19 protein-coding genes and 4 pseudogenes are annotated in these 26,262 nt (G+C 71.2%); 12 read left to right on the forward strand and 11 right to left on the reverse strand.

Annotated elements, in window-relative coordinates:
• Window positions 1–117 precede the first annotated feature (117 nt).
• Window positions 118–1,032 (forward strand): CDP-alcohol phosphatidyltransferase family protein, encoded by a 915-nt coding sequence (locus OG799_RS33155; protein WP_406040897.1) that lies wholly within the window; start codon window positions 118–120, stop codon window positions 1,030–1,032.
• 57 nt (window positions 1,033–1,089) lie between these two features.
• Here OG799_RS33155 and OG799_RS33160 read toward each other — a convergent pair whose 3' ends face one another.
• The 3 genes and pseudogenes from OG799_RS33160 to OG799_RS33170 form a co-directional block, all read right to left on the reverse strand.
• Window positions 1,090–2,337: a phosphatidylserine decarboxylase gene (locus OG799_RS33160; protein WP_406040899.1), complete on the reverse strand. Its 1,248-nt coding sequence runs from the start codon at window positions 2,335–2,337 to the stop codon at window positions 1,090–1,092.
• A gap of 654 nt (window positions 2,338–2,991) precedes the next feature.
• Window positions 2,992–3,228: pseudogene (locus OG799_RS33165) on the reverse strand (hypothetical protein); the annotation flags it as partial.
• A pseudogene (locus OG799_RS33170) lies at window positions 3,225–5,029 on the reverse strand (PspC domain-containing protein). The pseudogenes OG799_RS33170 and OG799_RS33165, both read right to left, overlap by 4 nt.
• A 196-nt stretch (window positions 5,030–5,225) precedes the next feature.
• Between OG799_RS33170 and OG799_RS33175 the strand changes: the two are divergent.
• Both OG799_RS33175 and OG799_RS33180 read left to right on the forward strand, forming a co-directional pair.
• Complete coding sequence (locus tag OG799_RS33175) at window positions 5,226–6,464, forward strand: PspC domain-containing protein (protein WP_406040901.1); 1,239 nt, start codon at window positions 5,226–5,228, stop codon at window positions 6,462–6,464.
• Between the two features lie 2 nt (window positions 6,465–6,466).
• A complete protein-coding gene (locus OG799_RS33180) occupies window positions 6,467–7,147 on the forward strand; it encodes a response regulator (protein ID WP_406040903.1) in 681 nt (226 codons plus the stop codon).
• Window positions 7,148–7,184: 37 nt separating this feature from the next.
• Here the strand turns inward: OG799_RS33180 and OG799_RS33185 are convergent, their stop codons facing one another.
• Window positions 7,185–7,919, reverse strand: coding sequence for a PIG-L deacetylase family protein (locus tag OG799_RS33185; protein WP_406040905.1), 735 nt, complete (start codon window positions 7,917–7,919; stop codon window positions 7,185–7,187).
• Window positions 7,920–8,349: 430 nt separating this feature from the next.
• Between OG799_RS33185 and OG799_RS33190 the strand changes: the two genes are divergently transcribed.
• The 5 genes from OG799_RS33190 (at window position 8,350) to OG799_RS33210 (ending at window position 14,106) form a co-directional block, all read left to right on the forward strand.
• Window positions 8,350–9,993 carry an ABC transporter substrate-binding protein gene (locus OG799_RS33190; RefSeq protein ID WP_406040907.1) on the forward strand — a complete coding sequence of 548 codons (1,644 nt, stop codon included), beginning with the start codon at window positions 8,350–8,352 and terminating at the stop codon, window positions 9,991–9,993.
• A 146-nt stretch (window positions 9,994–10,139) separates the two neighbouring features.
• Complete coding sequence (locus OG799_RS33195) at window positions 10,140–11,066, forward strand: ABC transporter permease (protein WP_406040909.1); 927 nt, start codon at window positions 10,140–10,142, stop codon at window positions 11,064–11,066.
• Window positions 11,059–12,045, forward strand: coding sequence for an ABC transporter permease (locus OG799_RS33200; protein WP_406040911.1), 987 nt, complete (start codon window positions 11,059–11,061; stop codon window positions 12,043–12,045). Before OG799_RS33195 ends, OG799_RS33200 begins: the two co-directional genes overlap by 8 nt.
• Window positions 12,046–12,071: 26 nt before the next feature.
• A complete protein-coding gene (locus tag OG799_RS33205) occupies window positions 12,072–13,100 on the forward strand; it encodes an ABC transporter ATP-binding protein (RefSeq protein ID WP_406046480.1) in 1,029 nt (342 codons plus the stop codon).
• Window positions 13,093–14,106, forward strand: coding sequence for an ABC transporter ATP-binding protein (locus OG799_RS33210; RefSeq protein ID WP_406040913.1), 1,014 nt, complete (start codon window positions 13,093–13,095; stop codon window positions 14,104–14,106). Before OG799_RS33205 ends, OG799_RS33210 begins: the two co-directional genes overlap by 8 nt.
• A gap of 76 nt (window positions 14,107–14,182) precedes the next feature.
• Here OG799_RS33210 and OG799_RS33215 read toward each other — a convergent pair whose 3' ends face one another.
• Entirely contained in the window at window positions 14,183–14,536 is a 354-nt protein-coding gene (locus OG799_RS33215) for a chorismate mutase (protein WP_406040915.1), read from the reverse strand.
• Window positions 14,537–14,846: 310 nt separating this feature from the next.
• Between OG799_RS33215 and pcrA the strand changes: the two genes are divergently transcribed.
• A complete protein-coding gene (gene pcrA, locus OG799_RS33220; protein ID WP_406040917.1) occupies window positions 14,847–17,345 on the forward strand; it encodes a DNA helicase PcrA in 2,499 nt (832 codons plus the stop codon).
• Window positions 17,346–17,666: 321 nt separating this feature from the next.
• Window positions 17,667–18,150, forward strand: a pseudogene (locus OG799_RS33225) (transposase); the annotation flags it as partial.
• 118 nt (window positions 18,151–18,268) lie between these two features.
• Here OG799_RS33225 and OG799_RS33230 read toward each other — a convergent pair.
• The 6 genes and pseudogenes from OG799_RS33230 to OG799_RS33255 form a co-directional block, all read right to left on the reverse strand.
• Window positions 18,269–18,511: pseudogene (locus OG799_RS33230) on the reverse strand (hypothetical protein); the annotation flags it as partial.
• A 342-nt stretch (window positions 18,512–18,853) separates the two neighbouring features.
• On the reverse strand, window positions 18,854–19,468 hold the full coding sequence (locus OG799_RS33235; RefSeq protein WP_406040919.1) for a lactate utilization protein C: 615 nt from the start codon (window positions 19,466–19,468) through the stop codon (window positions 18,854–18,856).
• The gene (locus OG799_RS33240; protein WP_406040921.1) at window positions 19,468–20,910 is read right to left on the reverse strand and encodes a LutB/LldF family L-lactate oxidation iron-sulfur protein; all 1,443 of its coding nucleotides are present in this window, start codon (window positions 20,908–20,910) and stop codon (window positions 19,468–19,470) included. The genes OG799_RS33235 and OG799_RS33240 overlap by 1 nt, the downstream gene beginning before the upstream one ends.
• Window positions 20,907–21,611: a (Fe-S)-binding protein gene (locus OG799_RS33245; RefSeq protein WP_406040923.1), complete on the reverse strand. Its 705-nt coding sequence runs from the start codon at window positions 21,609–21,611 to the stop codon at window positions 20,907–20,909. Before OG799_RS33245 ends, OG799_RS33240 begins: the two co-directional genes overlap by 4 nt.
• Window positions 21,612–21,643: 32 nt before the next feature.
• Window positions 21,644–22,210 (reverse strand): DivIVA domain-containing protein, encoded by a 567-nt coding sequence (locus OG799_RS33250; protein WP_406040925.1) that lies wholly within the window; start codon window positions 22,208–22,210, stop codon window positions 21,644–21,646.
• Window positions 22,211–22,420: 210 nt separating this feature from the next.
• A complete protein-coding gene (locus OG799_RS33255; protein ID WP_406040927.1) occupies window positions 22,421–24,115 on the reverse strand; it encodes an L-lactate permease in 1,695 nt (564 codons plus the stop codon).
• A gap of 194 nt (window positions 24,116–24,309) precedes the next feature.
• Between OG799_RS33255 and OG799_RS33260 the strand changes: the two genes are divergently transcribed.
• Window positions 24,310–25,044 carry a FadR/GntR family transcriptional regulator gene (locus tag OG799_RS33260; RefSeq protein WP_406040929.1) on the forward strand — a complete coding sequence of 245 codons (735 nt, stop codon included), beginning with the start codon at window positions 24,310–24,312 and terminating at the stop codon, window positions 25,042–25,044.
• Window positions 25,045–25,566: 522 nt separating this feature from the next.
• Entirely contained in the window at window positions 25,567–26,190 is a 624-nt protein-coding gene (locus OG799_RS33265) for a hypothetical protein (protein WP_406040931.1), read from the forward strand.
• The last annotated feature ends 72 nt before the right edge of the window (window positions 26,191–26,262 follow it).

Raw genomic sequence — 26,262 nt, forward strand, 5'->3', positions numbered from 1 at the left:
CCGCCCAGGTGGGCGGCCAGCCGATCCGGTGATGGAGGAAACGTGCCGAGAGCCCCATGGCGCCGGCGTCGTACTACTGACAGTCCGCGCCCCGCAGGGCGTCGCTGGGCGGGCCGGTTGCGCCGCAGCAGCACGTTCGCCCGTCAGGTGCTGCTGGTCCGGGTGGGCCGCCGCGACGACGCCGTCGCCGGCGCCGACCTGGTCGTCCCCGACCACCGCTACGCCGACCGCCAGCGTCGCCGCTACGGCCGGTTCGACCGCACCGAGGTCGAGGCGATCATGCCGGTCAGCCCGGCGCTCGCCCCCACGTCGGCGGTCGACGACGATGCGACGGCGATGTCGATCCCGCTCCTGCCGGGTGAGCGCACGACTGCCCGCCGGATGAAGTTCGCCCTGGTCAACGGCTGCACCCTGAGCAGTCTGATGCTCGGCATGCTGGCCATTTTCCTGGCCATGCAGGGCGACGTCCGGGTCGCGGCGCTCTGCCTGATCGCCTGCGTCGGATTCGACGGTCTCGACGGCGCGCTGGCCCGCAAGCTCGGCGTGGCCAGCCCGTTCGGCGCCCAGATGGACTCGCTGGCCGACATGTGCTCGTTCGGCCTCGCCGCCCCGGTGGTGGTCTACGCCTCGCTGGCCGGCTCGGTGCCGCCCGCCGCCGCCGCGGTGGCGTGCGCCCTCGTCGCGGCCTGCGCCGCGATCCGGCTCGCCCGGTTCAACGTCTCGCCGAAGGACGGCCGGTTCTTCTGCGGCGTACCGACCACCATGGCGGCGGCCGTGCTGGCCCTCACCGTGGCGATCGGGCTGCCGGTCCCCGGGCTGGTGTTGATCGGCGGGGTCGCCCTGCTCGCCTTCGCGATGGTCTCCAGCTTCCCGTACGCCAAGCTGGCCCGGCTGGTGAAGCTGCCGCCGTGGCTGTGGCTGGCACCGGTGGTCGGGGCCCTGGTCGACATCCGGCTGACCTTCGCCCTGGTGGTGGTGGGTTACCTGGTCAGCGGCCCGCTGCTCTGGCTGCACCAGCGCCGGGCCGCCTGATCCGAGGCGTCGAAAAGGGGCGCCGCACTCGCGGCGCCCCTTTTCGCATCCCCGGGGTCAGACCCAGCGGGCGATCACGGTCGAGCCGCCGACCACCTTGTCGCCGGGGCCGACCAGCGGCTCGGCGGCGTCCGCCGGCAGGTAGACGTCGGTCCGCGAGCCGAACCGGATCAGCCCGAAGCGCTCACCCCTGGCCAGCAGGGCACCGACCGGCGCCCGCTGCACGATCCGGCGGGCGATCAGGCCGGTACGCTGCGCGACCACCACCGGGCCGTGCTCGGTGTCCAGCACCGTGTACGCCGCCACGTTGTGCTCGGCGTCCGGCTTCATCGCGTTGACGAAGCCGCCGTCGGCGACGAAGTAGTCGACCACCTTCCCGGCCACCGGGGACCGGTTGACGTGCACGTCCAGCACGGAGAGGAAGACGGCGACCCGCAGCCACTCGCCCTCGCCGAAGCGCTCGTCGTGCAGCCGCTGCACCGAGAGGACCTGACCGTCCGCGGCGGCGACCACGGCCGACGGGTCCTCCGGCACGTCCCGCTCCGGGTCCCGGAAGAAGGCGGCCACCGGGGCGGCGGCCAGCGCCGGCAGCAGCCAGAGCTTCGACTTCGGCCGGGCCACCCGGGCCAGCGCCGCCAGCCCGAGGCTGATGCCGGCCGCGGCCACGCCGTTCGAGTCGATGTGCATGCTGCGGGTCAGCGGCACGCTGGACGGCCGGTAGGCCGGGGCCAGCCGGGCGGCCACGGCGGCGCTGGCCGGCGTGAAGCGCAGGTGGTGCACCCGGACCGGCGGGGAGTTGCGCAGCACCAGGTCGGTGCGGACGCCGTGCAGCACGCCCTGCCGATCCAGCTCGGTGCCGGCGCCCTCGGTCCGGAAGAGCGGCGCGGCCACGCTCAGCACCGCGCCGTCGGACAGGTACTTCGACAGGCCGTCGACCGCCCCCCGGGCCTCGTCGGCGGTGCCGGTGAACGGCTCGGCGGCGATGACCACCTCGGCGGCGTCCGCCTCGGCCGGGCTGTCGACCACGCGTACCCGGTCGGCGACCCACCGGCCCTGTGCCGACATGTGCTCGCGGAGCGCGGCGGCGGAGGAGCCCTCCGCCGGCACGACGGTGAGCCGGTCGCCGGGGAGCAGCGCCTCGATCGCCGCGGCCAGGACCGGGGACTCCGGGGCCGCCCCGACCAGCAGGGCGGCCTTCGGGTCGTTGCGCCGGGCGAGCTCGGCGACGAGGGTACGGGCGGCGCGCTCGCCGATGCGGACCGGACCGGACGCGCCGGAGGTGCGCACCGCGGGGGACTGGGTCATGTCGGACGGGCTCCTGACGGGGTAGAGACGGGAAAGCGGCGGGACCGCCACGGCGACCTGGCCGGCTGGGCCGGGGTCGCGGCTCGGCGACCGGGGCCGCGCCCGGGCGGAACCCGGCGACGTGGCAGCCCGGCCGCGGCCGAGGCCCCACGGCGTGGGCCGGCCGGCGGAGGCGAGATCTCCGCCAGCCAGCATATGCGCCACCGGAGCAGCCCCGCACCGCCGCGCTCAGGCCGGTGAGCGCTTCTCGTCGTCCGGCCCTGCTGCCGGGCCGTCCCCGGCGGCCCGCTGCTCCCGGGTGGCCGCCGCGTCGCCGACGCCGGACCGCCCGGCGCCCGTCGGTCCGAGATCGACGGTGGTCTGCTCCCGCGTCGGCGGTGCCACGTCGACGGGGGGCTGTTCGCGGGTCGGCGGTGCCACGTCGACCGTGGGCTGCTCGCGGGTCGGCGGTGCGCCCTCGGGCTGCTCCCAGGCGTCGGGGCCGGTGGTGGGCGGGCCGGGGTCCGTCGGTGGGGCGGCCGGCGACCAGCGTGGCTCGTCCGCTCCGCCGCTGACCGGCCGGTCCGCCACCGCCCCGACCTGGTCGTCGGCGACGGCGTCGGTGCGCCACTCGTCGGCCTCCGGCGCCGCCGCCGGTGGGGTCCACTCCGGGCCGCCCTCGTAGGGGGCCGACACGGTCGCCTCGGCCTCCGGCGCCGCGGCGGCGTGCCGGCCGGAGCGCAGCGCGCCGACCAGACCGAGCACCCCGACCACGATGAGCGCGCCGGCCAGGAACCAGCCCACCGGCGGGATCGCCAGCCCGAGGATCCGGGCCAGCAGCCACCAGACGGACAGGGCCAGGAATACCAGCCCGAACGAGAACGAGACGAGGTCGGTGCGGTGCGCCTTCACCGGGTCACCTCCAGATTGCCGGCGTTGACGTGGATGAGCAGTCGCAGCTTGCCGCCGCCGGGGCCGTCCGGGCCGAAGTCGGTGGTCTCCCGCAGGTTGCCGTCCAGCCCGCCGGAGCGCTGGCCGAAAACCGTGGCGTCCCCGGCGTTCACGTCGGCCAGCGTGGTGACGTCGACGTTCGGCGGCACCACCACGGTCGCCTGGCCGAAGTTGATCGCCACGATGATCTGCGTCTCCTTCTTGTCGAAGTCGACCCCGCGCAGGTCGAGGACGGCGTCGCCGAAGTTGTTCTCGTACCGGGTCGCCAGGTCCCGGTAGTCCGTCGGGGCCCAGGTCACGTTGCCGTCGATGCCGCGTACCCGGTCGTAGGACTCGGCGACGGTGGCGACGCCGAGCGCCGCCGCGGTCACCAGGCCGAGCGCGATCATCCAGCGGGCCCGGCCGAACCAGGTGCCGACCAGCAGCCCGAGCCCGATCGTGGCCAGCGCCGCGGCGAAGTACCCGGCGGCGCCCACCGGGAAGACGTCCATCAGGTCGAGCACGGCGACCACGCCCAGCGCCAGGAAGATCAGCGAGAACGTCACCGCGCCCAGCGGGGAGCGTTCCTTCGGCCGCTTGGGCGGCTTGGGCGCGCGGGCCGGCGACGGCGGTGGGTACGGCCCGGCGTACGGCCCACGGGGCGCGAACGGCGCCCGGTACCCCGTGGGCGGCAGCGGCGTGCTGACCGGCGGTACGGCGACGGACGGGCCGCCGGGGAGGCCGCCGCTCGTCGGGGCGGGCGGCCAGGCCGCGGTCGCCGGCTCCCGCCAGGTGGATCCCTCGGTCGTCGGGGGGCCGCCGACCAGGCCGGAAGGCCGCCGGTGGCCGCCCCGGCCGGCGTCTGCGGCGCCCCGGTCGCCGGCCAGCCGGCCGGCTGGCCGGCTGGCCGGTCCGCCTCCGACCAGGCGGCCGGGGACTCCGGCGACACCGGCTCCACGGCCGGGGCCGGCTGGGCCGCCGCCGTGGTGGCCGGCCAGCCGGTGGGGGTCGCCGACCCGGCGGGCATCCCGGCGGCGGGCGTGCCGGCCGGCGGGGTGAACTGGCCGGGGGCCGGCCAGCTGACCGGCGGCACGGGCCCCGGCGGCGTCGCGGGCGGGCCGGCCGCGACGCCCGGTCCCGTTGGCGCCCGGTGCTCCCGGTTGAGCAGCAGCGCGCCGCCGATCAGGATGGCCGCGCCGAGCAGCACGGCGCGGAACGCGTCGGTGACGATGTAGGCGAAGCTGACCGCGACCAGGATGCTGAGCACGATGACGGTGACCGGGGACATGCTGGACCTGCCCCGGCCGAGCATCGACTCCACCGGGGAGGCGGTGTCGCCCTCGCCGGGGATGATCAGCCAGGCGGCGACGTAGATCAGGATGCCGACGCCGCCGAAGAAGCCCAGCACGGCGAGCAGCACCCGCCAGAGCACCGGGTCGGTGTTCGTGGCCCGGCCGATCGCCGCGCAGACGCCGGCCAGGTAGCGCCCCTCACGGGGGCGGACCAGCCCGTACCGGGAGGTGAAGCCGGCGGCGCCGGGCGGCGGCGCGTACCCGGGCGGCGGGTCGCCGAGCGGCGTGGGGCCGGCGGCCGACGCGCCCGGTGGTGGGGCGGCGGGTCCGGTGGCCGACCACGACGGGTCGCCGCCGGCGTGTCCGGCCGGCGGGGCGGCCGGGTCGGGACCGGCCTGGGTGGTGGGCGCCGGTGCCGGCGCCGGGGGTGGCGGGGGCCCGTCCGGCGGTGCCGCCCCGGGGAGGGGCGGACGGGCAGCGTCCTCGGTCATGCTCCGATCCTGCTGCTCCGGACGCCCGACCGTCCTCAGGACCCGACCCTGACGCCACCCTGAGATCCGCGGCGGGCGAATGTCGGGGGCGTCCCCGTGGTCCGGGGCGGCCCGGCCGTGTGACGATCGGAGCGGCGCCGGAACCGGCCCGCCCCCACCCCGTCCCACGACTCGGGAGCTTCCGATCAGCAGCACCGTGACCCCACACCCGCCGCGCCTGTACCGGGCTCCCGAGCACCGGTTGGCCGCGGGGGTGGCCGCCGGCATCGCGGACCACCTCGGCATCTCCGTGGTCCGGGTCCGGGTGGCCTTCATGGTGCTGCTCGGGCTGAGCGGGCTGGGCCTGCTGCTCTACGCGGCGTTCTGGGCGGTGGTCCCGCTGCGTCCCGGCGACGCCGTACCGCCCCGCCGGGACCTCGCCCAGCTCCTGCCGTTCGTCGCGATCGGGCTGGGCGTGCTGCTGACGCAGGTGATGGTCTTCGACTCGGTGGGCGCGGCCGGCACCGCCGGCTGGCTGGTGGCGATCATCGCCGTCGGCGCCGGGGTGATCTGGCACCAGTCCGCGCCGGAGCGCCGCCGGCAGTGGGGCGAGTCGATGCCGGTGCCGTGGCTCGGCGCGGTGGTGGAGGAGAGCGACCGCCGGGCCTTCGTGCTCCGCTTCATCGGCGGCGGCGTGCTGGTCGCGGTCGGCATCATCGGCGTGGCGGCGGTCTACTCACCGGCGCAGAACTTCGACGCCGTGCTCAATGGCGTGATCTTCGCGCTGGTCGGGCTGGCCGGGGTCGGCGTGGTGGCCGCGCCCGTGCTCTGGCGCACCTGGAACCAGCTCCGCTCGGAGCGGGAGGGCCGCATCCGCGAGCAGGAGCGCGCCGAACTGGCGGCGATGGTGCACGACCAGGTGCTGCACACACTGGCCCTGATCCAGCGCAACGCCAGCGACGTCAAGACGGTCCAGCGACTGGCCCGGGGCCAGGAGCGGTCGCTGCGGAACTGGCTCTACAAGCCGACCGGCTCACCGACCGAGCGCTTCGCCGCCGCCCTGGAGCAGGCCGCCGCCGAGGTGGAGGACACCTTCGCCATCACCGTGGAGGCGGTGGTGGTCGGCGACCGGGAGACCGACGAGCGGGTCGGCGCGCTGGTCGCCGCGGGTCGGGAGGCGCTGGTGAACGCCGCCCGGCACGCCGGGGTCCAGACCGTCTCGCTCTACGCGGAGGTGGAGCCGGACCAGGTGAGCGTCTTCGTGCGGGACCGGGGCAAGGGCTTCGACCCGGATACGGTGGAGGATCACCGGCACGGCGTCCGAGGGTCGATCATCGGACGGATGAAGCGGCACGGTGGCCGGGCGGAGATCCGGTCCGAGCCGGGGGAGGGGACCGAGGTCCGGCTGATCCTGCCGATCACCGGCGCCGGCTCCGCGACGGAAAGGGACAGATGACCATGGCCGAGCACGGACCGGTCGAGGGGGCGCAGCCCCGGGACGGGCGGCTGCGGGTGTTCCTCGTCGACGACCACGCCATGTTCCGGGCCGGCGTACGCGCCGAGCTGGGCGGCCACGTCGAGGTGGTGGGCGAGGCGAGCACGGTGACCGAGGCGGTCACCCGGATCGCCGCCACCCTGCCCGACGTGGTGCTGCTCGACGTGCACATGCCGGACGGCGGTGGCCGGGCGGTGCTGGACGCGATGCGGCGTACCCATCCGCAGGTGAAGTTCCTCGCGCTGAGCGTGTCCGACGCGGCGGAGGACGTGATCGGCCTGATCCGGGCCGGCGCCCGGGGGTACGTCACGAAGACCATCTCGCCGGATGAGCTGACCGACGCCATCCGGCGGGTGGCCGACGGCGACGCGGTGTTCAGCCCGCGGCTGGCCGGGTTCGTGCTGGACGCGTTCGCGGCCCGGCCGGACGCGCCGGTGGCCGATCCGGAGCTGGATCAGCTCACCAACCGGGAGCGCGAGGTGCTCCGCCTGCTGGCCCGGGGGTACGCGTACAAGGAGATCGCCAAGGAGCTGTTCATCTCGATCAAGACGGTCGAGACGCACGTGTCGAACGTGCTCCGCAAGCTCCAGATGTCCAACCGGTACGAGTTGTCCCGGTGGGCGGCGGACCGCCGCCTGGTGTGACCGTGCGGACCCGCACCTGACCGGTGACCGATTCCGGTCACTCGGTGCGGAGCACGGTGAACGCCTCGGCCAGCCGGCCGGCGGGCAGGCCGGCGTTGTCGGCCACCGTGGTGAGCCGGTCGCGTACCCAGGTCGCCACGTCGAGGTGCGCGGTCTGCGAGCGGTGGGCCCGCATGGAAGCGACCTTCCGGTCGACGTACGCGGTGACGTCCACGGCGTGGTCCGGACTCGGGCCGCCGGCGTACCAGATCTCCCGGACCACCCACGGCTCCAGCCCTTCGGCCAGCAGCTCGGGGAAGGCGAAGGGGTTGCGCGCGTCCGGGTAGACCGCGCAGGTGGTGGCCTCGCCGACCGCCAGGTGGTCCGGGTGGCTGGGGCCGGCGAGGTGCTCCCAGCGGCGCAGCGGGGAGCTGGTGAGCACCCGGTCCGGCTGGAACCGGCGGATCGCCGCGGCGACCTGCCTGCGCAGGTCGAGGCTGGGGGTGAGCGTCCCGTCGGCGTGGCCGTCGAGGAAGTCGACCCGGTGTACGCCGACCGCGGCGGCGGCCGCCCGCTGCTCGCGTTCGCGCAGCCGGGGCATCTCCTCGCGGGGCGTGTCGTCGAAGCCGCCGGAGTCACCCCGGGTGACGATGACGTACGCGACCTCGATGCCCTCCTCCACCCAGCCTGCGATGGTGCCCGCACAGCCGAAGTCGACATCATCCGGATGGGCAAATACGGCCAGCGCCCGGCGGACGTCGGGCAGGGCCGGAGCGGAGGCAGGGAAGCTCACAGGAACCGAGCGTACGGGTCGTCCTCGCCCGTTGTGAACACGTCTTTCCTGTTCAGAGTGGTACGACTCACGTGTTTCATGATCTTTTCTCAAGTATCGGCAACGTGGCGGCCAACTAACGGCTTGATAACGGCACCTTCACGGAATGGGCCGGTGGGTGTCACAGTGGCAGCACCTCACCCCCGGTGTGGGGGCACCTCGTCGGGCCCGCCGACCACGTGACGCCGCAACTTGTCGCGGAACGTGGCCGGCGACCCTGCTCGGTGTCACCCGGCGAGGGTGCGGTGCCCGGCGGATCGGTACCCCTGGGGTGTCCCGATTTCCTCTGCGGTTAACCGTCGACCTGCGGTTCGGGTCGGCGGCGGCGTCACCCCCCATACGTGCGTGAAACCCACGACGGAACCAGGTTAGAAAGAGGAGGCCCCTCGGTATGAGAGTCTCGAAGCGGGCGAGCGGCGCCCTCGCGGTGGGCGCGGCGTTCGCGCTCGTCGCGTCCGGCTGCTCCAGCGGCGACAGCAACGGCGGTGACGCCGGCGCGAGCAAGGACGGCGCGATCGTCATCGACGGCGGCCAGCCGGAGAACCCCCTGGTTCCGGCGAACACCACCGAGACCCAGGGCGGCAAGGTCGTCGACTGGCTGTGGACCGGCCTGGTCGAGTACCCGAACAACGGTGGCGCGCCGCAGAACGCGCTGGCCGAGTCGATCGACACGACCGACTCCAAGGTCTTCAAGATCAAGATCAAGCAGAACACCAAGTTCCACGACGGCACCACCGTCAAGGCTGAGAACTTCGTCAAGGCCTGGAACTGGGCTGCGTACGGCCCGAGCGGCGCGCAGAACGCCAGCTTCTTCTCCGACATCCAGGGCTTCAGCGACGTCTACACCGAGGACCCGGACGGCCCGGACGGCCCGAAGAAGGCCCCGGAGCCGAAGGCCAAGGAGATGTCCGGCCTCAAGGTCGTCGACGACTGGAACTTCGAGGTCACGCTGAACGCGCCGACCTCCGTGTTCCCGACCAAGCTCGGCTACAGCGCCTTCATGCCGCTGCCGGACGTCTTCTTCACGCAGAAGCCGGAAGAGTTCGGCAAGAAGCCGGTCGGCAACGGCCCGGTCAAGTTCGTGTCGTGGCAGGACGACGTCGAGATCAAGCTGACCCGCTTCGACGACTACAACCTGCGCGACAAGATGAAGATCAAGGACGTCACCGTCAAGCTCTACCAGGACGACACGGCGGCCTACAACGACCTGCTCGCCGGCAACCTGGACTTCCAGCAGCAGGTCCCGGTCTCCTCGCTGGCCGGTGACAAGTGGAAGACCGACCTGGGCGACCGGGCGATCCAGACGACGATCCCGTCGACCGGCATCATCGCCTTCCCGCTCTACGACCCGCGGTTCCAGAACAAGGACCTGCGTCGGGCGATCTCGATGTCCATCGACCGGAAGGCGATCACCGACAAGATCTTCTTCGGTAACCGCAAGCCGGCCGACAGCTGGGCCAACCCGCTGACCCCGGGTGCCGAGCCGGGCAACTGCACCGCCTGCCAGTTCAACGTGGACGAGGCCAAGAAGCTCCTGACCCAGGCCGGTGGCTTCAAGGGCAAGCTGACCCTGTCGTACAACGCGGACGCCAGCCACAAGGAGTGGATGGAGGCCGTCGCCCAGCAGATCAAGACCAACCTGGGCATCGACGCCGTCGCCGTCGGCGTCCCGACCTTCGCGGTCTTCCGGGCGAACATCAACGCCTACAAGATGACCGGCGCCTACCGGGCCGGTTGGCAGCAGGACTACCCGGACGTGGAGAACTGGATCAACCCGCTCTACGTGACCGGTGGCTCCTCGAACGACGGCAAGTACAGCAACCCTCAGGTTGACGCCCTCGCCAAGGAGGCCTCTGCGGCCCCCAGCCTGGACGAGGCGCACAAGAAGTTCGGTGAGGCCGTCAAGATCATCGACCAGGACGTCCCGACGATGCCGATCTACTTCAGCGGTGAGCAGTCCGGCCGCTCGGAGAAGATCAAGAAGATGGAGCTGACCAACGTCGGCGAACTCGACATCACCTCGGTCGAGCTCTGAGCCGAACGGTCTGACCCCGGGTCGGGCTCGCCTACCGGTGAGCCCGACCCGGGGCCGTTCCGCGAGGGGGTGTACAACAAACCCCTCGCACGTTGTCACCACCGTGTCGGCTGCCCCGACGCGCCCCCTGTCTGGAGGACCACCTCATGGGCCGTTATCTCTTGAGACGGCTGCTGCAACTCGTTCCGGTCTTCATCGGAACGACCTTCCTGATCTACTGGCTCGTCTGGTCGGTGCCCGGCGACCCCTTCGCCGGCAAATGCGGCGACCGTGGTTGCCCGGACAACTTCCGGGCGATGATGACCGAGAAGTACCATCTCGACCAGTCGATCTGGGTGCAGTACGCCAGCTACATGAAGAACCTTTTCCAGGGTGACTTCGGTGTGACGTTCAGCGGTCGCCAGATCAGCGACATCATCGCGACGTCGTACCCGAACACCCTGAAGCTGGCGGTGGTCGCGCTCGCGATCGAGGCCGTCATCGGTCTCGGCGCGGGCATCCTGACCGGTCTTCGGCGCAATGGCTTCATGGACAACCTGGTCCTGATCTCCACCCTGTTCCTGATCGCGCTGCCGGTCTTCGTCATCGGCTTCGTGCTCCAGTGGCTCGTCGGCGTCAAGTGGGGCATCGTCAACCCCACGGTCTCCAACGAGATGCGCTTCTCCGAGCTGCTCATGCCGGGCTTCGTGCTCGGTAGCGCCTCGATGGCGTACATCGCCCGGGTGGCGCGCACCAGCATCGCGGAGAACCGGCGCGCCGACTACGTGCGCACCGCCATCGCGAAGGGCCTGCCCATGCGCCGGGTGGTGGGCGTGCACCTGCTGCGCAACTCGCTGATCCCCGTCGTCACCCTGCTCGGCACCGACCTGGGCGCCCTGATGGGTGGCGCCATCGTCACCGAGGGCATCTTCGGCATCAACGGCATCGGCCGCCAGGTGCTGCGCTCCATCGTGACCAAGGAGAGCGCTACCGTTGTCGGCATCGTGGTGGTGCTGGTGCTGGTCTACCTCCTGATGAACCTGCTGGTGGACCTGCTCTACGCCACCCTGGACCCGAGGATCCGCTATGAGTGACCCGAGTACCGCGTCGATCGTTTCCACGCCGTCGGCGACCGTGCCGACCCAGGCCGGCTCCGGTGCACCCGTCGACGCCGGCCTGCCGGAGAGCGCCCGGAAGCACCAGAAGCCCCGCGGCCTGATGGGCGACGCCTGGCGCGACCTGCGCCGTAAGCCGCTGTTCTGGATCTCGGCGGCCTTCATCGTGCTCTTCATCGTGATGGCCGCGTTCCCGTCGCTGTTCACCTCCAGCGACGCGGTGAACGGCTCGCTGGAGCGCAGCCGGGTCGAGCCCTCCGCGGACGCCTGGTTCGGCTACGACGTGCAGGGCCGGGACGTCTACGCCCGGGTGATCTACGGCGCCCGTGCGTCGATCGTGGTGGCCCTGCTCTCCGTGATCGGCACGATGCTGATCGGTGGCACGATGGGCATCATCGCCGGCTACCGGGGCGGCTGGGTGGATTCCCTCCTCTCCCGGGTGGCGGACATCTTCTTCGGCCTGCCCTTCGTGCTCGGCTCGATCGTCATCCTGACCACCTTCAACGGCTCGGGCACGGACAACGGCGAGTGGACGATCATGGGTCTGGTCATCATGTCGCTGGTCGTGCTGAGCTGGCCGGTCGTGATGCGGCTGATGCGCTCCTCGGTGCTCGCCACCAAGGAGGCCGACTACATCGTGGCGGCCCGGGCGCTCGGCGCGGGCACCGGCCGGATCATCCTCAAGCACCTGCTGCCGAACTGTCTGGCGCCGCTGCTGGTCTACGGCACGATCATGGTCGGTTCCTTCATCGGCGCCGAGGCGACCCTGTCCTTCCTGGGCATCGGGCTGAAGACCCCGGTCGTGTCCTGGGGCATCATGATCAGTGAAGCGCAGAACTACATCCGGGTTTCGCCCTTCCTGCTCTTCTTCCCCGCCGCGTTCCTCGTCACCGCCGTGCTGAGCTTCGTGATGCTCGGCGAGGCGGTCCGCGAGGCCCTCGACCCGAAGCTCCGATAGGGGAGACTGAGTTGTCCGACATTCTCGTGTCCGAGCAGTCCGCTGCCGGCGCCTACGGATCCGGCCGCCCTTCCGGCCGGCTGCTCGAGGTGGACGACCTTCGGGTCGAGTTCCGCACCCGGGACGGTGTCGCCAGGGTCATCAACGGGGTCACGTATCACGTCGACGCGGGGGAGACCCTCGCCGTGCTCGGCGAGTCCGGCTCCGGCAAGAGCGTCACCGCGCAGACCATCATGGGCATCCTCGACACCCCGCCCGGCTTCGTGACCGGTGGGCAGGTCCGCTTCCACGGCAAGGACATGCTCAAGATGTCCGCCGAGGAGCGGCGTCGGATCCGTGGCGAGGGCATAGCGATGATCTTCCAGGACTCGCTCTCCGCCCTCAACCCGGTTTTCACCGTCGGCTTCCAGATCGCCGAGCAGTTCCGCATCCGGCGCGGCATGGGTCGCTCGGATGCCAAGAAGCGCGCGATCGAGATGCTCGACCAGGTGAAGATCCCGAACGCCAAGGGTCGGTACAGCAACTACCCGCACCAGTTCTCCGGCGGTATGCGGCAGCGCGCGATGATCGCGATGTCACTGGCGCTCGACCCGGAGGTGCTGATCGCGGACGAGCCGACCACCGCGCTGGACGTGACCGTGCAGGCCCAGATCATGGACCTGCTCGGCGAGCTCCAGCGGGAGCGGCGGATGGGCCTGATCCTGATCACCCACGACCTCGGCGTCGTCGCCGACGTCGCGGACCGGATCGCGGTCATGTACGCCGGCCGGATCGTCGAGGAAGCCGACGTGTACGACCTGTACGCCAAGCCGGCGCACCCGTACACCCTCGGGCTGCTCGACTCGATCCCGCGGATGGACGAGAAGGGGCAGGAGCTCCGCACCATCAAGGGGCTGCCGCCGAACCTGATGAACATCCCGCCGGGCTGCCCGTTCAACCCGCGCTGCCCGATGGCGCAGCCGGTGTGCCGGGAGAAGCTGCCCCCGCTGCTGCAGATCGGCCGCGGTCGGGCCAGCGCCTGCCACTTCGCCGAGGAGCTCGTGAACCGTGACTGAGAACATCATCGAGGTCCGTAACCTGGTCAAGCACTACCCCGTCAGCCGCGGGGTCGTGTTCAAGAAGACCATCGGTCAGGTCAAGGCGGTCGACGGCGTCTCCTTCGAGCTGAAGGCCGGCGAGACGCTGGGCGTGGTGGGCGAGTCCGGCTGCGGCAAGTCGACGCTGGCCCGGGTCCTGATGAACCTGGAGAAGCCGACCTCCGGCAGCGTGCTCTACAAGGGGCAGGACATCTCCAAGCTCTCCGGCGGGGCGCTGCGGCGGCTGCGCCGGCAGATCCAGCTGGTGATGCAGGACCCGTACACCTCGCTCAACCCCCGGATGACGGTCGGTGACCTGATCGGCGAGCCGTTCGAGATCCACCCCGAGGTGGCCCCGAGGGGCAGCCGTCGCGGCAAGGTCAAGGAACTGCTCGACCTGGTCGGCCTCAATCCGGAGCACATCAACCGGTACCCGCACCAGTTCTCCGGCGGTCAGCGGCAGCGCATCGGCATCGCCCGGGCGCTGGCGCTGCGGCCCGAGGTGATCGTCTGCGACGAGCCGGTCTCGGCGCTGGACGTGTCGATCCAGGCGCAGGTGATGAACCTGCTGGAGAAGCTCCAGAACGAGTTCGGCCTGTCGTACGTCTTCATCGCCCACGACCTGTCGGTCGTGCGCCACCTCTCCGACCGGGTCGCGGTGATGTACCTGGGCAAGATGGTGGAGGTCGGCACCGAGGACGAGATCTACGAGCGGCCGACCCACCCGTACACCCAGGCGCTGCTCTCGGCGGTGCCGGTGCCGGACCCGACGCTGCGGGACAACAAGGCGATCATCCGGCTCACCGGTGACGTCCCCTCCCCGGTGAGCCCGCCCTCGGGCTGCCGGTTCCGCACCCGCTGCTGGAAGGCGCAGGACGTCTGCGCCGAGCAGGTGCCGCTGCTGGAGATCCGGCGGGGCTCGGACCACCCGAGCGCCTGCCACTTCGCGGAGAAGCGGGCGATCGTCGCCACCCACGAGGCGTGATCCGCCCGGACCGCCTGCCGTCGTCAGCGAGACGCCGGCAGGCGGTCCGTCGTATCCGGGCCTGATCGCGCCCTGCTCACAGCGGGCCGCGGCCGGCGCGGAGCAGCAGCAGCGCGAGCTGCGTCCCGTCCGCGCCCAGCGCCTGGCGGAACCGCTCCAGAATCTCCCGCTCCCGGGAGAGCACCAGGCGGGTGCCGCCGGAGGCGAGCCGGGTGGCCCCCACCTCCTGGGAGAGGGCGGCCCGCTCCTGCCACAGCGCGATGATGGTCCGGTCGATCTCGTCGATCCGTTCCCGGATCGCCACGATCCGCTCGGCGGCCGCCGAGTCGCCGGTGCCGGTCCGGGCGGTCGCGGCCGCCGTCGGGCCCGTGTCGGCCCGGTCGTGGTTCCTCGCCAGGCCGCCGCTCTGCTCCGCCACGTCAGTCATCATCGTCGTACCCCTCGGGTGTCGGGCCCGGTGCCCGGATCCCGGGACGAAAAAGCCCCGGGCTCTCCGAGCCCGGGGCTTTCGCAGGTCTGTTGATCAGGCGCGACCTACGGCTGCCGGACTCCCGGTGCCGTAGTAAAAGTAGAAGCGCTGACCGATCACGCCGTCGAGTATGCCGACCTCGGGCCGGGGCGCGCAAGGATTCCGGCCAACAGGTGGGACGGGGTGCGGTTCCGACCCGGGTGACGGCTTCGTCTCGTCGGGGCGTGCGCGGGCGGGAAGTGTCCGTCCGGCGGCATAGACTCGCCGTGCGATGCATCCTCTCTTCGACATCCCCGCGTCCCCGCCCGCGCCGGAGCCGACCCCGCCGCACCGGCCCGGGTCCCGCGACGACTCCAGCGCGGCTGGCGGCCATAATTCGGCCTCCGCGCCGCTAGGCGGCGCTTCGGACCGAATGAAGGCCGGTCTGTCGCCGCGCCGCGACTCGGCTGCCCGGCTGGATCCGCAGGCCCTCCTCGCCGGGCTGAACGGTCCGCAGCGCGACGCCGTCACCCATGCCGGTTCGCCCCTGCTGATCGTCGCCGGCGCCGGCTCCGGCAAGACCCGGGTGCTGACCAACCGGATCGCGTACCTGCTCGCCGCACGGGACGTGCACCCCGGCGAGATCATCGCGATCACCTTCACCAACAAGGCCGCCGGCGAGATGAAGGAGCGGGTGGCCGCCCTGGTCGGCCCGCGGGCCCGGCTGATGTGGGTGTCGACGTTCCACTCCGCCTGCGTCCGGATCCTGCGCGCCGAGCACGAGCACGCCGGGCTGAAGTCGACCTTCTCGATCTACGACGCGGACGACTCGCGCCGGTTGATGCAGATGGTGGCCCGGGAGCTCGACCTCGACCCGAAGCGCTACCCGGCGCGCGGGCTCGCCGCCCAGGTCTCCAACCTGAAGAACGAGCTGGTTGACCCGGAGGCGTTCGCCGCCCGGGCCAAGGGGCCCAACGAGCGGGCGCTCGCCGAGGCGTACACGCTCTACCAGCGGCGGCTGCGCGAGGCGCACGCGCTGGACTTCGACGACCTGATCATGACGACGGTGCATCTGCTCCAGTCGCACCCGCACGTCGCGGAGACCTACCGGCGCCGGTTCCGGCACGTCCTGGTGGATGAATACCAGGACACCAACCACGCCCAGTACGTGCTGATCAAGGAGCTGGTCTCCGGCACCGAGGGGATCGAGCCGGCCGAGCTCTGCGTGGTCGGCGACGCGGACCAGTCGATCTACGCGTTCCGGGGCGCGACCATCCGCAACATCCTGGAGTTCGAGCGGGACTTCACCGACGCCCGGACGATCCTGCTGGAGCAGAACTACCGCTCCACCCAGACCATCCTCAACGCCGCCAACGCGGTGATCGACCGGAACACCTCCCGCAAGCCCAAGCGGCTCTGGAGCGACGCCGGGGCCGGCGAGCAGATCGTGGCGTACGTCGCCGACACCGAGCACGCCGAGGCGGACTGGGTGGCTCGGGAGATCGACCGGCTCGTCGACGACGGCGAGACCCGTCCCGGCGACGTCGCGGTCTTCTACCGCACCAACGCCCAGTCCCGGGTCTTCGAGGAGGTGTTCATCCGGATCGGCCTGCCCTACAAGGTGGTCGGCGGGGTGCGCTTCTACGAGCGCAAGGAGGTCCGCGACGCGCTGGCCTACCTGCGCGCGGTGGTCAACGACGACGACACGGTCAGCCTGCGCCGCATCCTCAACACCCCGCGCCGGGGCATCGGCGATCGGGCCGAGGCGTGCGTGGAGGCGCTGTCCAGCCGGGATCGGATCTCCTTCGGGGCGGCGCTGCGCCGGGCCAAGGACGCGCCGGGCATCTCCACCCGGGCGGCCAACGGCATCGCCGAGTTCGTCGCGCTGCTCGACGGTGCCCGGGAGCTGGCCGAGACCGGCACCCCGGAGGAGGTGCTGGAGGCCCTGCTGACCCGCTCGGGCTACCTGACCGAGCTGGAGGAGAGCCTCGACCCGCAGGACGCCGGCCGGGTGGACAACCTCCAGGAGCTGGTCAGCGTCGCCCGGGAGTACACCGAGCGGATCGAGGCGCTGGGGGAGGAGGGCGAGCGGGCCACCCTGGCCGGCTTCCTGGAGCAGGTCGCGCTCGTCGCCGATGCCGATCAGATCCCCTCCGACGACCCCGACCACCAGGGCGTGGTCACCCTCATGACCCTGCACACCGCCAAGGGCCTGGAGTTCCCGGTGGTCTTCCTGACCGGCCTGGAGGACGGCGTCTTCCCGCACCTGCGCTCGCTCGGCGACACCCGCGAGCTGGAGGAGGAGCGCCGGCTCGCGTACGTGGGCATCACCCGGGCCCGGCAGCGCCTCTACCTGTCCCGGTCGGTCACCCGCTCGGCCTGGGGGCAGCCGGCCTACAACCCGCCGTCGCGGTTCCTGGAGGAGCTGCCGCCGGATCTGGTCCGCTGGGAGCGCACCGAGGGGTCGTACACCTCGTGGGCCGGCGGGGGCGGCGGCGTCGGCGGCCGGGCGGACCGCGCGCCCGGCGGGCGCGGCGGCTTCACCGGCGGCACCCCGAAGGCGGCGCAACTGGCGAAGCGGCTCGGCGTGGACGGCAGCCGGCTGGCCACCGCCAGCGAGCTGCCCCAGGGGCCGAAGGTGGCGGCCGGCGACCGGGTCAACCACCAGCGCTACGGGCTGGGCCGGGTGCTCGCCGTGGAGGGGCACGGCCCGGGTGCCCGGGCGCAGATCGACTTCGGCGACCAGACCATGTGGCTGGTGCTCCGGCACGCCCCGATCGACAAGCTCTGAACGACGAGGGCCCGGTCCGGCGACACCGCCGGACCGGGCCCTTCCTCGTGCGCGACCGTGTAGGTTCCCCGCAGAGATGTCGGTGCTCAGCGCGTTGGCCTGGAGATGTGCGCTGGTTCTCACTGGTTTGTCGGCAGGTTTTTCTCACCGATCTGTCGTTTTCTTGATGACCTTGATGGCAGGCGCACTGCCTGACCGTGATCGTGGCGTTTGGGGTTAGCGGCAGCGTTACCGCAGCGCGCTGCGGGGCCCACTTGATGAGCGCGCCCCACACGGCGGCCGATCACCGTCAGACGGTCGCCCTGTTATCGGCCCGCTGGCGCGGCCGGCAGGATCACCTGGGACGTGTCCGTGGACTCGACCAGCGCCCGCGCCCACCAGCACGCGGCCGGGGCGCGGAAAAGGGGAATCTGCAGGCCGAGCCACCCGGCGGCGTCCGGCACGAGCCGGCCGATCACGCGCTCAGCCGCTCCCGAAGCGGGTTGACCACGAAGCTGCACCTCGGCTGCGAGCAGGGACAGAAACCCCTCGCGGTCGTGCTCACCGCCGGGCAACGCGGCGATCGCCCACAGTTCGTCCCGGTCCTGGCCGCCATCCGCGTCCCACGCTTGACCACCGGCCGCCTGAGGACCCGACGGGACCGGGTGCTGGCCGACAAGGCGTACACGTCGGAAGCGAACCGGGCCTACCTGCACCGACGCGGAATCGCCGCGACGATCCCGAGCAAGGCTGACCAGGAGGCCCACCGCCGGCCAAGGGATCCAAGGGCGGCGGGCCACCAGCCTTCGACCCCCGCCTTTACCAGTAACGCCATGCCGTCGAGTACATCATCAACCGCCTTAACCGAACTAACCCACGGTCAGTACCAGCTCGAAGACGGACCAGGTCCGGCGGCCCCGGATTAGCCGGCCCTTTCCGGGTCCCCCGTCGTCTCTCCCCGGCCTTCGCCTGCGGGCAGCCGCTCGCCGCGCCGTCGCTTCTGCTTCGGGGCTGCTTGCCTCTCCGGCGAGGGCGTCACTGAACGCGCCGGTCAGACCGGTGGTGTCGGCCACGTCGGCCAGCAGCCGGGTACCGGCGTGGGCGACCACCCGGGCGCCGTCGGTGCTGACCGTGAGCTTCGGACGCGACCGGGTCGTCTGCACGCGGAAAGTGCCTTCCGATCCGATGGTGTGAGACCTTCGACAAGCCTCATCATCCCAGATCAGAAGGCACTTTCGCTTTCCCCACCCGCCATGTGGATCACCACTCGTGAAACACCCGGGCTAACTGTCGACGCCGCGCGTCCGACCTCCGAGGATCTGGTTGCACTGCTTCAGGACTCAGCAAACCGCTTCGGTGCGGCGGCGGTGAACTGCCGCTGGGCGAGGTCAGGAGCGGCCGCGGTCGACGCGGCCTTGCGGCGGGGCGTCCCGTGCCGGCGCCGGGGGAGCTGACGGACCGCGCGAGTTCACCGATTCAACCGGCTCCGCGGCCTCTTCGCGCAGCGGCGGCCGCCCGTCCCGTCGGAGTCACCGCACCAGTACGACCTCCAGCCGTCGCGGGCCGTGCACGCCTTCGACCCGATTCAACTCGATGTCACTGGTCGCCGACGGACCGGAGATCCAGGTCAATGGTGACCCCGGGTGGAGCCTGGCGACCGCCTCGGGCACGCTGGGGACGATCTGGTCCACGCGCACCACGCAGACGTGGCGGTCCGGGACCAGGGTCAGCGCCCGCCGCCCCTGTGTCGCCCCGGCGTCGAGCACGATCGTGCCGGTGGTGGCGACCGCGACCGTACATCCGGTGAGCACGGCCGACGCGGCGTTGAGTTCAGCGAGGCTGAGTGGCGCCGGGTCGCCGTCGCGGCACACCATGCCCGCATACGACTGTAGCCAGGCATCGGGCACGTCGGGCGGCACGACCAGGGTGGGGCTGTCAGCGAGGACGGTGCCGAGCGCGTCAGCCAGCGCGTCCTGGTCGCAGTGGCGCACGGTGGCCCGGTAGTCGACGAGCCGGTCAACGAAGACCGTAACCGGGTCGGCGCACCGGGCTGTGCGCAGATATTCCCGGGGTACATGCACCGTCGCCACCTCGTTGCCCAGCGCGGCGCGGATCCGTTCGAGGATCGCAGTACGCGCGTCCATCATGACTCCCCTCTGCTGCGGGCCCACCAGTCACGGAACGATTCGCCGGCGGGCAGCGGCGCGTCGCGCGCGGTTGTCCACGCCGACATCGGCCAGGGCAACCGCCGCACTCGCCGGCGGCGAAGCACCGCGGCGAGTGGTGCAGCCCCGGCGCGGGCGGCACGCAGGGCGTGGGCGTAGCGGCGCCGGTCGGACATCACCCAACCCACTGCGCGCATCGCCGTCCGCTCCGCAGAGAGCCGGTCGCGCTGCTCGTCCACCACACTCTGTCGCAGGTGGACGAGGACCTCTGGGATGTTGATTCGCACCGGGCAGACGTCGTAACAGGCGCCGCAGAGGGTCGAGGCGAACGGCAGGCTGCGGTTGGCGGCCACGCCGGTCAACTGCGGTGACAGGATCGCTCCGATGGGGCCGGGGTAGACCGACCCGTACGCGTGCCCGCCGGCCCGCTCGTAGACCGGGCACACGTTGAGGCAGGCCGAGCAGCGGATGCAGTGCAGGGCCTGTCTGCCGGTCCGGTCGGCCAGCGTTGCCGTGCGCCCGTTGTCCAGCAGGACCACGTGCACCGTCTGCGGCCCGTCTCCCGGCGTGATCCCGGTCCACATCGAGGTGTAGGGGTTCATCCGTTCCCCCGTCGACGAGCGGGGCAGTAGTTGCAGGAACACCTCGAGGTCGGCAAAGGTGGGTACCAGCTTCTCGATGCCCACCACCGAGATGAGTGTCTCGGGCAGGGTCAGGCACATCCGCCCGTTGCCTTCCGATTCCACCACCACGAGCGTGCCTGTCTCGGCCACGGCGAAGTTCGCGCCGGAGACGGCCACCCTCGCCGCGAGGAACTTGGCCCGCAGGTACCGGCGGGCCGCTTCTGCCAGGGCGGCGGGCTCGTCGGTCAGGTCGGCGTCCGCGCCGGCCATCCGGCTCCGGAAGAGGTCGCGGATCTCGTGCCGGTTGTAGTGGATGGCGGGTACCAGGATGTGCGACGGGGTGTCGTCGGCCAGTTGGACGATCAGTTCGGCCAGGTCGGTCTCGATGGCGGTGATCCCGGCTCGGTCGAGGGCTTCGTTCAGCCCGATCTCCTGCGTCGCCATTGACTTGACCTTGACGACCTCCTCGCCGCCCGCCTCGTGAACCAGCCGGGTGACGATCTCGCACGCCTCGGTGGCGTCCCGGGCCCAGTGCACGTGCGCGCCCGCGGCGGTCGCGGCCGCCTCGAATCGTTCGAGCAGCTCGGGCAGGCGCGCGAGCACGTCGGTCTTGATGGCGCTGCCTGCGGCGCGCAGTTCCTCCCAGTCGGGCACCTCGTTGACGACCCGGGCCCGCTTGTCGCGGATTGTGTGCGTGGCCCGGCGTAGGTTTGTCCTCAGCTGCTCGTTGCGCAGCTCGCGCGCCGCGGCGTCCGGGAATGACCGTTCGCCGACCAGGGGGTTTCCGCCCGGCTTCATTCGTCACCTCCAGCGAGGATTTCGGCGTAGTGCAGTGCCCGGACCGGAGCGCCCTGCCTCGACAGCCCGCCGCCGATGTGCGTCAGGCAGGAGTTGTCGGCGGCCAGCACGTATTCGGCCCCGGTGGCGCGGATCGCGGCGCACTTGTCCGCCAGCATCGCCGTAGAGACGGCCGTGTTCTTCAGCGCGAACGTGCCGCCGAAGCCGCAGCACTCCTCGACGCCGGGCAACGCGACCAGCTCGAGGTCGCGCACCGCGGCCAGCAGCATGACGGGGCGGGCGCCGAGGCGCAGCATGCGCAGCCCGTGGCAGGTCGGGTGGTAGGTCACCCGGTGCGGGAACCGGGCGCCGACGTCGACCACTCCTAGCACGTCGACCAGCAGCTCGGACAGCTCGTAGGTGCGCCGCGCCACGTCGGCCGACTCCGGTACCAGGCGCGGGTAGGTGTCGCGCACCATCGCCACGCATGAGCCGCTCGGCGCGACCACCGCGTCATAGTCGCGGAATGTCTCGATGAACCGGTGCACCAGTGGCATCGCCTCGTCGCGATAGCCGGAGTTGGCGTGCATCTGCCCGCAGCAGGTCTGTGCGGCGGGGAACTCCACCCGGTGCCCGAGCCGCTCCAGTACCCGCACCACCGCCTTGCCAGTCTCGGGGAACAGCAGGTCGTTGACGCAGGTGACGAAAAGTCCGATACGCATGGTGCTCCCGGGGCTTTCTATGAGGTGGACGGTCATGGGACCCACGGGCCCTGGGCGTCGGGTGCCGGCTCCACCCGCTCGTGCGCCGGTCGGGCGGGGCGGGGTAGCTCGTCGGACCGTACGGTACGGACCGGGGCCCCGGCGAGCCGCGCGGCCTCGAAGGCGAAGGCCTCCGTCACCGCCCGCAGATGGGTCTCGATGGCGCGGCCGTATGCCCGGCTCCATTCGGCGAGGCGCACCGGGTCGCCGGGGTCGATGTATTGCGCGGCGCCGGCCGACGCAGCGTAGTCCCACGCCGCCTGGTCGGCCATGGCCCGCGCCTGCCAGGCATGTGCCGGTGGGGGCTCGATCGCCCCGGCGGGCGGGTCCGGCGGATCCACCCGTACCCCATGGTGGCGGTACCAGTTGCGCAGCCGATACAGCTCGGCCCGCAACGCAGCGCGCTCGGTGTCGGCTTCGGCGAGGGCGGCCGCCACCGCGTGCAGGAACGCGTCGACATCCTCGGCGCGGTACCCGCGGCCGATCCGTTCGAACTCGACCGAGCGCACGGTCTCGGCATCGATCCGGAAACCGGCGTTGGTGCCGTGGAAGCCGGTCACCGGGGCTCACCGCGGCTGGGCCGCGAGCCGGGGGTGGTCTCGCAGGTGTGCGAGCGGGGAGTGGTCTCGCGGGAGTGCGCCCGGACGTCCGCACCCACGTGGCGGGAGCGTACGACGCCGACGGTCGCGCACGGTTGACGTTTCAGGCCGAGCATGTTCACTCCTCTCCGGTGGGCGCCGGCGTCGCCGGCGCCCACCGGCCTATCGAGGTCAGGGCAGCATCCAGGCCAGGACGTTCGACTGGAGGAAGACCAGCAGGCACAGCCCGAGGAGCATGAGCAGGCTCCACCGGATCACCTTCCGGAACAGCACGTGCTCCTTGCCGAGCTGACCGACCGCGGTCACCGCGATCGTCAGGTTCTGCGGGCTGATCATCTTGCCGACCACGCCGCCGGAGGTGTTGGCGGCGACCATCAGCGTGGGGTCGAGTCCGGCCTTGGCCGCCGCGGTCTGCTGCATGGTGGCGAACAGGGCGTTGGCCGAGGTGTCCGACCCGGTCACCGCTGTGCCCAGCCAGCCGAGGATCGGTGACAGGAAGGCGAACGCGGCACCGGTACCGGCGATCCAGGCGCCGACCGTGATGGTCTGTCCGGACAGGTTCATGACGTACGCGAGCGCGAGCACCGAGGCGACGGTGAGGAACGCCCAGCGCAGCTTGACCGCCATGGCGACCAACTCGCGGGCGGCCACGACCGGGCTGATGCGGTAGATGATGGTGACGAGGATGCCCGCGAGCAGCAGCATGGTGCCCGGAGAAGACAGCCACGGGAAGGTGTAGATCGTGGTACTGGACACCTTGCCGGCCACCGTGAGTACCTGCCCGTGCAGGCCGGGCCACTCGATCTTTACGTCCTGGCCGAGCAGGAACGTCTTGGCCGGCTCCCACAGCTTCGCCACGGAGAAGACCGCGATGATGACGAGGTACGGCATCAGCGCCATCACGACGCGACCAGTGGTGATCTCGACCCTCGCGGCCGTCCGCTGGCCGACGGTGGCTACGCTGCCGCGCGAGCCGCCACCGGCCGGGCTGGTCCCGTCCGTCGGATCTTCGCCGCGCTCGCCGCGCAGCGTCGCGAGCGCCTCGGCGCCGCCGCGTGGCCGCCATATCTGCAGGAACGCCACGGTCACGACGAGGGCGGCCAGTGAGGCGACGATGTCGGTCAACTCGACGGAGATGAAGTTGGCGCTGGCGAACTGGGCCGCCCCGAACGAGCCGCCGCAGACGAGGGCCGCGGGCCAGGTCTGGCGTACGCCGCGGCGGCCGTCGACGAGGAACACCAGCAGCAGTGGCACGATCAGCGCCAGCACCGGGCTCTGTCGTCCGACGTAGGCGCCGATCTCCTCGTACGGAATCTTGGTGAGAGTGCCGGCCGTGATGATCGGAATCGCGATGGCACCGAACGCGACCGGGGCGGTGTTCGCGACGAGCACGGTCGTGGCGGCCCGGAGCGGGCCGAAGCCGAGCGCCAACAGCATGACGCCGGTGATCGCCACCGGCGCTCCGAAGCCGGCGAGCGCCTCGAGCAGGCCCCCGAAGCAGAAGGCGATGATGATCGCCTGGATGCGCGGGTCGTCGCTGATGAGCTGGAAGGCCCGGCGCAGATCCTCGAAGCGTCCGCTTACCACGGTGAGTTGGTAGACCCAGATCGCGGTGAAGACGATCCACATGATCGGGAACAGGCCGAAGACGGCGCCCTCAGACGCCGACAGCAGCGCCAGCTTCGCGGGCATGTGGTAGACGCCGACTGCGACCCCGGTCGCCACGGCGACCGCTGCGAGGGCGGCCCAGTGTGCCTTGGTTCGCAGCACGCCGAGCATGAAGAAGATTGCTGCCAGCGGTACCAGTGCCACCAGCGCCGACAGCGGCAGGCTACCGGCGAGTGGCGCGAGATCGGGTTCGTACACGAGTTCTCCCTGAGGGGCACGGATCCGTGTATCGGGTCACCCCGCGCCGGCTGGCCAGGCCGGTTATGCGGTGACCAAGGATCGGTCTGTTGGAGTATTGGTCTGACCAAGACCCTGATGTGCCAGGACGGTAGTATCGAGTGACCGCTCTGTCTAGAGGTAGTGGCACGCGTTTTTCGCCGTTGGAGGCCAACATGACCGCAGCTGCCGATTGGCAGCCGCTTTCCCGCTCGCGCACCTATGAGCTGGTCCTCGACCAGATTGAGGAGCAGATTCAGGCCGGTCGCCTGACAGTCGGAGACCGGCTACCACCGGAGCGAGAGCTCGCCGCGCTGCTCGGCGTCAGCCGTGCCGCCGTCCGGGAGGCGCTGCGGGTGCTCGAGGCGCAGGGCGTGCTGCGGCGGCCGCAGGTCGGTACCGGGCCGGAATCGGGCAACATCATCGCCGGGATGCCGAGCACGGGCCTGACCCGGCTGCTGCGCGTACACGTCGCGTTGTCGAACTTTCCCCTCGAGGATGTGGTCGAGGCCCGGATCACCATGGAACGCGGCAGCGCGCGCCTCGCGGCCGCGCACGCCACGCCGGAACATCTCGCACGGATGCGTGAACTCCTCGACCGGATGGACGACCCGAGCCTGCCGCGGGAGGAGTTCAATGACCTCGACACCGAATTCCATGTGGTGATGGCCGAGGCGGCAGGCAACCGGCTGATCACCGATCTGACTACCGCGCTGCGCAACGCGCTGGGGCACGACCTGCTGCGCGCCTTCGGCAAGCTCGACGACTGGGACACGACGGCGGCCGTGCTACGTCGCGATCACCACGCGGTGTACGAGGCGGTCGTGGACGGCGACGGCGAAAAGGCAGCCGCGCGGGTCGAGAACCACATCCGGGACTTCTACCGCAAGATGTCCGACAAGATGGGCTGAGAGGCCCACGGCGGCCTGACCGGCGCCACTCCGGCACGGCACTGGCCGGGCTCTGGCCGGCGGCGCCCCGCCGGTCAGAGCCCCCCACCCGGCCCCGTCTGATGCTGTCGCCATAGCAACTGGCGAGCCTCCTCGGTGTCCAGCAGCCGCAAACCCCGGGCCGCCCAGTGCCGCAGTTCCCGCAGGTCATGAAGGGCGCGGCGTCCCGCTTCACCCAACTGCAGCCGGCTGAGCCGGGCGAACAGTCCTGGATTGCTATTCCCTGGGCCTCGTCAGACCGCAGTAGTACACCAGTTACCCGCCGGCTCACCTCCCGCAGCATCTGCTCATATGCCGGTTCCGCCGCACCTAATGCGGCACTATCGCGTTCTTGGTGATGTTGTCCGCGGTCCGCTCAATGTCCCGTGGCCGGCGAGGCATCCATCCGGCTGACCATCCAGCGATCGTGGTACGGGTACATCGAAATTCATCGACTTCGTCTACCTGTCCTCGTACGTCGTCATCGGCGACCCGATCCCCGCGATGGGACGCTGGCACCATCAACGCGAACAGCTGATCCGCGCCAGCGGCATACCCGCGACGTTCCTGCGGCCCTGCGGCTTCATGACCAACGCCTTCGACTGGCTGCCCACTCTCCGCGAGGCCGGCTACGTCCTCGACCCGATCGGCCCCGGCCGCGCCGCACCCATCGATCCCGCGTACATCGCCGCCGTCGCCGCCCTCACGCTCACCGAGGACGGCCATGAAGGCAGGGAGTACCTGCTGACCGGCGGCGAGACGTTCACCGTCGCGGAGCAGGTCCAGATCCTGGCCAAGGCCATCGGTCGTGACATCGAAGTCCGGACGGTGGCCACGCCCGCCGAGGCGGTCCGCTTCCGCTACCCCAACGGAGCGCCAAAGGCGTCTCGCCGACGCCCTCATCGAAGGGCTCACGCTTATGCGCGCGGACACCACCGGAGTACGCAGCGACACCGTACGACGCCTCCTGGGACGCGAGCCGCGGACCTTCGCCGACTGGTGCGCTCGCAACGCCCATGCCTTTCCCGGACCCACCACGGCCTGATCCAGATGCCGACAGTCGCCCACGTCGAGCCAGGGCAAGCTCGACCGTTCGACCTCAACCTTGAGGGCGAAATCGACGCATAACCTCGGCGGCGACAAATTCCATGAGACAGAGCCGCCCTGCCGCGTCTCATCGATCTGTCGGAACCGACAAGT

This window comes from Micromonospora sp. NBC_00898 (assembly GCF_045207895.1).
GTDB lineage: Bacteria > Actinomycetota > Actinomycetes > Mycobacteriales > Micromonosporaceae > Micromonospora.